This window comes from Nonomuraea sp. NPDC003201 (assembly GCF_053590415.1).
The window spans coordinates 1-5,317 of sequence record NZ_JBSFTC010000511.1 but is presented as its reverse complement, the minus strand read 5'-3'; the positions used below and the strand labels follow the sequence as shown (position 1 = coordinate 5,317).

The following is a 5,317-nucleotide window of genomic DNA, read 5'->3' as shown; positions in this document are numbered from 1 at the left end:
ATGGGAGATCGACGAGAGCGGGCTGTCCGACCTGCTCCTGCGGCTCGCCCGCGACTACCCCGTGACCGCCCTCTACGTCACCGAGAACGGGGCGGTTGAGCCGTCCCCGGCGGCCCGACAGCAGCCTGGCGAAGCACGCGTACGACACCTCGCGCGCGTCCGGGCCGAGACCGCCGAGCACCCGCTCGGCCTGGCCCTCGTCGGCGGCGAGGCGGATGCCCTGGAGTTTGCGCATGTCGCGATAGCGCAGCTCCCCGTCGTCGAACTGCCAGACGACCCGGTCATGCCGGTGCCACGGCTCCTCGGGGGAGTGCCAGGACAGCGAGCCGGTCATGCCGAAGTGCAGCATCAGCACCGGCCCGCCGGCGGGCGCGATCAGCCACTTGCCGTGCCGCCGCGGCCGCTCGAACCGGTGTCCGCGCAGCGCGGCGGCCAGTCGCCGGGCGCCGATGCCGCGCAGGACCCCGGCGTCGCGAACGCGCACGGCCCTGATCGGCTCGCCGGTGTGCTCCGACAGCACCTGGCGGAAGCCCTCCACGTCGGGGAGTTCCGGCATGGGGAAACCCTGCCCACCAGGGCCGCCTACTCGCTCAGATCGTGACGGCGAGCTTGCCGACGGTGCCGGCGGTGAAGTCGGAGACCGCGCGCGGCGCCTCGGCCAGCGGGTAGGCGCGGGCCACCGGCACGCGCAGGCGTCCCGCGACCGCGTCGGCGGCGAGCCGGGCGAGGGTGTCCGGGGTCGGGTCGGCCATCACCGCCGTGGCCTTGAGGTCGCGGCCGGGTTCGTCGGGCACGTAGTGCAGGGTGGAGGCCAGCCGCCCGCCGTCGGCCAGCAGGGCGGCGACCGCCGGGCCGTCGCCCGCCAGGTGCAGCGCGGCGTCCACCCCGCCCGGTGCGATCGCGCCCACCTGCGCCGGCAGATCGGCGTGGTCGACGGCCCAGGTGGCGCCCAGTCCCGTGACGAAGGCGGCTTCGGCTCCGGGCCTGGCGGTGGCGATCACCCTGGCGCCGCGCGCGGCGGCCAGCTGGATGGCGAACGCGCCCACGCCGCCGGTCGCGCCCGAGATCAGGACGGTCTCGCCCGGTGCCGGGGCGACGGCGTCGACGGCGTCGAGCGCGGCGGTCCCGGCCAGTCCCAGCACGCCCGCGCGGGTGTGGCCGAGCCCTTCGGGGATCCTGGCCAAGTACTGCTCGCTCACCACCACGTATTCGGCGAAGCCGCCCTGGCCCAGGGTCGGGCGCATGACCACGCCGAACACGTCCGCACCCGGCGTCAGGCCTGTCACGCCCTCGCCGACGGCCGCCACGGTGCCGGCGAAGTCCTTGCCGAGCACGACCGGGAACTCGTAGTCGTACACACCCTTGAGATAGCCGCCCAGCACGCCCAGGTCGAAACCGTTGACCGAGGAGGCCAGCACCCGGACCAGCACCTCGCCGGGACCCGGTTCCGGCACGGGCAGGTCGGTGGCGGCCAGGTCGGCGCCGAAGCCGGTGAAAGCCATGGCACGCATGATGATCACTCCGTTTCCGTGGAAGCTGTGGTGGCCTGCCGCCAGGAGGCGCGCAGGACGGCGCGGGCGACGGCCAGTTCGGCCTCGTCGCGCGGGGCGTAGAGCATCACGATCGTGTCCGGCCACTCGGGGCGCCGGCTGATCGGATGCGGCTCGATCCACCCGGCCCGTTCGAGCGGATCGATGAGGGGCGCGGGCACGGTGAGGTGCAGGAAACCCGAGCGGTGGATGTGGCCGAACTCGTCACGGCTGGGGTGCAGGAACGCCGCCCACGGCCCGGCCGGGTCGCGCAGCCGCAGCGCGAGCGAAGCGGGCTCGGACACCTGGCTGGGGCCGGTGAACACGCCCGCCAGCGCCTGCGCCTCCGCCACCAGGGCGGCCCTGATGCGCGGCGGGGAGAACTGGTCGAGCTGGTCGTGCGGGATCTCCCGACCCGTGGTCCGCGGGCGAGGACCGGGTCGGGGTGGGGGATCGGTCAAGTCGATGCTCATCACAACAGCACTTTCTGTGCGCTGGTTACTTCTTGTGCGCGCATCGAGTCTGATCCAGAATGCCGTCATGACGGAAGAAGGCACTTTGACCCGCGTTAGGCACACCGATGTGCGTGAGACGGTCGGTGAGCATCACCCGAGTTGCCAGTTGCGCGACATCCTCGACCGCGTCGGGGACAAATGGAGCGTGCTGGTGATGGACCTGCTCGGTGGCGGCCCCAAGCGCTACTCCGAGCTGCAGCGCGCCATCGAGGGCATCTCCCAGCGCATGCTCACCCTCACCCTGCGCAGCCTGGAGCGCGACGGCCTGGTGGAGCGCACCGTCACCCCCACCTCACCGCCCCGGGTGGACTACGACCTGACCCCCGTCGGACGGACGCTGTCGTCCCAGGTCGCCGGGCTCATCGAATGGGCCGAGCAGCACCGCGAGTACGTGGCCGCCGCCCGCCTGCGCTACGACGCGTCCTGAACGGGCCCAGCGCCGCGCGCTGACGCGTGCGCGGCCGGTCGGCCGCCATGACGCCGCGGACGGCTGCGCCGACGGTCGCCGCTCGCCGTCATAGGCGCCCCAGGTGATTTGGAGAAATGTTGACCCTGGTGGGCGCGTTGGCGTGACCGTGGGGGAAGGGGTTACGTATTCAAACCTCCACGCGGTATGGGGAAGGTGGTGTGGGACATGGCTGATAGTCCACTCCATCCGAAACTCGACATGGGTCAGCACCCGGACATAGCGGCCCTCCGAGCTCAATACGACATGGCTGCGCAGAGCCCGTCGGGGCAGTCCGTCAGCGGGCTGACATTCCTGAGCGGTCTCTATCTAGCCATCTCGCCATGGGTGGTGGGATTCTTCGGGCGCTCGACCCTGACCGTCAACAATCTGATCACCGGTATCGCCCTGGCGCTGCTGGCGGCCGGGATAGCCTCGGCGTACGGCAGGATCCACGGGCTGGCGTTCGTCGTACCGGTCATCGGAGTGTGGACGATCATCGCTCCGTGGGTGCTGCCGCCGCACACAGCCAGCGCCGGCACGATCATCAACAACGTCATCACGGGGATCGTCGTCGTCGCATGCGGCCTGGCCTGCGTCATGCTGGGCTCGATGTCCCTACATCGGCGTTGACGCTTCCGGGCGGACCGCCGGTCCGCATCGAGAAGCGGCACGCCGCCGACTGCGTCCCGCCTCCGGAGGAGAAGGGGACGCAGTCGGCTGTCCGGCACCTGTGAGTTATCCGAAAAGTGTGGATCCGACGCTTGAGCATGATCCATCCTTGGCCGTGCAAGACGGCCCCGCCGAGGCGGGGCCGTACCGTTAGGCAAGGGAGTTTCATGGCCAACCGATATCGGACGTTATTGGGGGCGGCGGCGGGCGTCGCCATGCTGGGGACAGCCGCTGTGGCCCCCGCGCAGGCGTCCGCCGTCGCCCCCGTCAGCGTGACGTTCGCCGCGGCGGAGGACGTGTTCGTCAGCCAGGCCGAGCCGGCCAAGAGCTTCGCGACCGCGACCTGGGTGAGCGTCTGCGGCACCGCGTGCGGCGGCGCCACCGCGGGGCAGCGCGCCGCCCTGACCCGCTTCAAGGTCGCCGGCATCCCGCAGGACGCCGAGGACGTCAAGGTCACGCTGGACGTGGTGTCGGCGAGAACGACGGACACCACCGTCTCCGTCCGTCCGGTGACGGGCGCCTGGACCGAGGCCGCCACCACCTGGAACACCCATCCGGCGCTGAGCGCGCCGGTCATCGGCTCGCACACCGGCTTCACCACCGGCGCGACGGCCAAGCTGGACGTCTCCTCGGCCGTCAAGGGCGACGGCACGTACGCGTTCGCCCTCACCGGGACCGACGCCACCGCGACCGTCCTGATGTCCTCGCGCGAGAGCGGGGACCGGGGGCCGAAACTCACGGTCACCTACACCGAGGGCGCCGGGGAAGAACAGACCGACGGGCCGCTGCCCTTCACCCTGGCGGGCACCGCGGCGCTGCGGGCCTCGGCCAAGAAGGTGTTCGCGCACTACTTCAGCCCCTATCCGATCTCCCTCGACAACCAGGCTCCGGCCGGCGACTACTACGCCAGGAACTACCTCAAGCCGGACGGTGAGAGCGGCAAGCACGCCGCCTACGGCGGGCTGCTGCGCGACCGGCCGCTGGGACGCGACCCGATCACGGGCGACTACGCGCTGGCCGACCTCAAGACCGAGGTGCGGCAGGCCATCACCGCGGGCCTGGACGGCTTCACCGTCGACATCCTCTCCGTGACCAGCGCGCAGTGGACGCGGGTGCAGAACCTCGTCAAGGCGGCCGAGGCCGTGGACCCCGGCTTCAAGATCGTGCTCATGCCGGACATGAACGGCCTGTCCTCGGTGGACAGCGCGGCCTTCGCCACCGCCATGGCCAAGCTGGCCGCGTCGACGTCGGTGTACCGGCTCGCCGACGACCGCCTCGTCGTCGCCCCCTTCAAGGCCGAAGGCCGCACCCCCGCCTGGTGGTCGGACTGGATGAAGACCATGGAGACGCAGCACGGCATCAAGGTCGCCCTGGTGCCCACGTTCGTCGACTTCAACAAGTACCGCGACGCCTTCGCCTCCATCAGCTACGGCTTCTCGAACTGGGGCAGCCGCAGCCCCGCGGCCAACGCCGCGCTGAAGACGAACATCGACCGCGCGCACGGCATGGGCAAGATCTGGATGCAGCCGGTGTCCGTCCAGGACGAGCGTCCCAACCAGAGCATCTTCGACGAGGCGGGCAACACCGAGAACCTGCGGGCCACCTGGAAGGGGGCCATCGACGGCAAGGCGGAGTGGGTGCAGCTCACCACCTGGAACGACTACTCGGAGAACACCCAGTTCGCCCCCTCCAGGAACGCCGGCTGGACGTATCTGGATATCAGCGCCTATTACCTGACCTGCTACAAGCTCGGCTGCCCGAAGATCACCAACGACACGGCGTACCTGACCCACCGGGTCCAGCCGGTCGCGGCCGAGCCGTCGTACGCGCAGACCAAGCTCATGAAGCTGCGCGACGGCAGCACCGCGGCCCGCGACACCGTCGAGGTGCTCACCATGCTGACCGCGGCGGGCAAGGTGTCCGTCACGATCGGCGGCACGACGCAGACCTACGACGCGCCCGCCGGGGTGTCCGCCAAGACGTTCCCGTTGAAGGCGGGCACCGCTTCTGCCTCGGTCACCAGGAGCTCGGCCGTGGTGGCGAAGGTGGTCTCGCCGTACGCGATCAGCGCGACGCCGTACGTGCAGGACCTGCACTACCGCGCGGCCTCGAGCGAACGCTGACGCGACGCGCCGCATCCCCGAGTGCCCCGGGGA

The 5,317-nt window shown here is 70.9% G+C and carries 6 protein-coding genes; 3 read left to right on the top strand and 3 right to left on the bottom strand.

Annotation, left to right across the window (positions count from 1 at the left end; all coding sequences use genetic code 11):
* The 3 genes from ACWDX9_RS59355 to ACWDX9_RS59345 all read right to left on the bottom strand — a co-directional run.
* On the bottom strand, positions 1 to 556 hold a 556-nt coding region (locus tag ACWDX9_RS59355), incomplete at its 3' end, for a DNA-formamidopyrimidine glycosylase family protein (protein WP_449972482.1).
* Between the two features lie 34 nt (positions 557 to 590).
* Positions 591 to 1,502: an NADP-dependent oxidoreductase gene (locus tag ACWDX9_RS59350; RefSeq protein ID WP_449972479.1), complete on the bottom strand. Its 912-nt coding sequence runs from the start codon at positions 1,500 to 1,502 to the stop codon at positions 591 to 593.
* A 14-nt stretch (positions 1,503 to 1,516) separates the two neighbouring features.
* Positions 1,517 to 2,002, bottom strand: a complete 486-nt coding sequence (locus ACWDX9_RS59345) for a luciferase domain-containing protein (RefSeq protein WP_449972476.1) — start codon at positions 2,000 to 2,002, stop codon at positions 1,517 to 1,519.
* A 109-nt stretch (positions 2,003 to 2,111) separates the two neighbouring features.
* Between ACWDX9_RS59345 and ACWDX9_RS59340 the strand changes: the two genes are divergently transcribed.
* The 3 genes from ACWDX9_RS59340 (at position 2,112) to ACWDX9_RS59330 (ending at position 5,284) form a co-directional block, all read left to right on the top strand.
* Complete coding sequence (locus tag ACWDX9_RS59340; protein ID WP_449972473.1) at positions 2,112 to 2,471, top strand: winged helix-turn-helix transcriptional regulator; 360 nt, start codon at positions 2,112 to 2,114, stop codon at positions 2,469 to 2,471.
* 285 nt (positions 2,472 to 2,756) lie between these two features.
* On the top strand, positions 2,757 to 3,122 hold the full coding sequence (locus tag ACWDX9_RS59335; RefSeq protein ID WP_449972470.1) for an SPW repeat protein: 366 nt from the start codon (positions 2,757 to 2,759) through the stop codon (positions 3,120 to 3,122).
* A 206-nt stretch (positions 3,123 to 3,328) separates the two neighbouring features.
* Complete coding sequence (locus ACWDX9_RS59330; RefSeq protein ID WP_449972467.1) at positions 3,329 to 5,284, top strand: endo-1,3-alpha-glucanase family glycosylhydrolase; 1,956 nt, start codon at positions 3,329 to 3,331, stop codon at positions 5,282 to 5,284.
* The last annotated feature ends 33 nt before the right edge of the window (positions 5,285 to 5,317 follow it).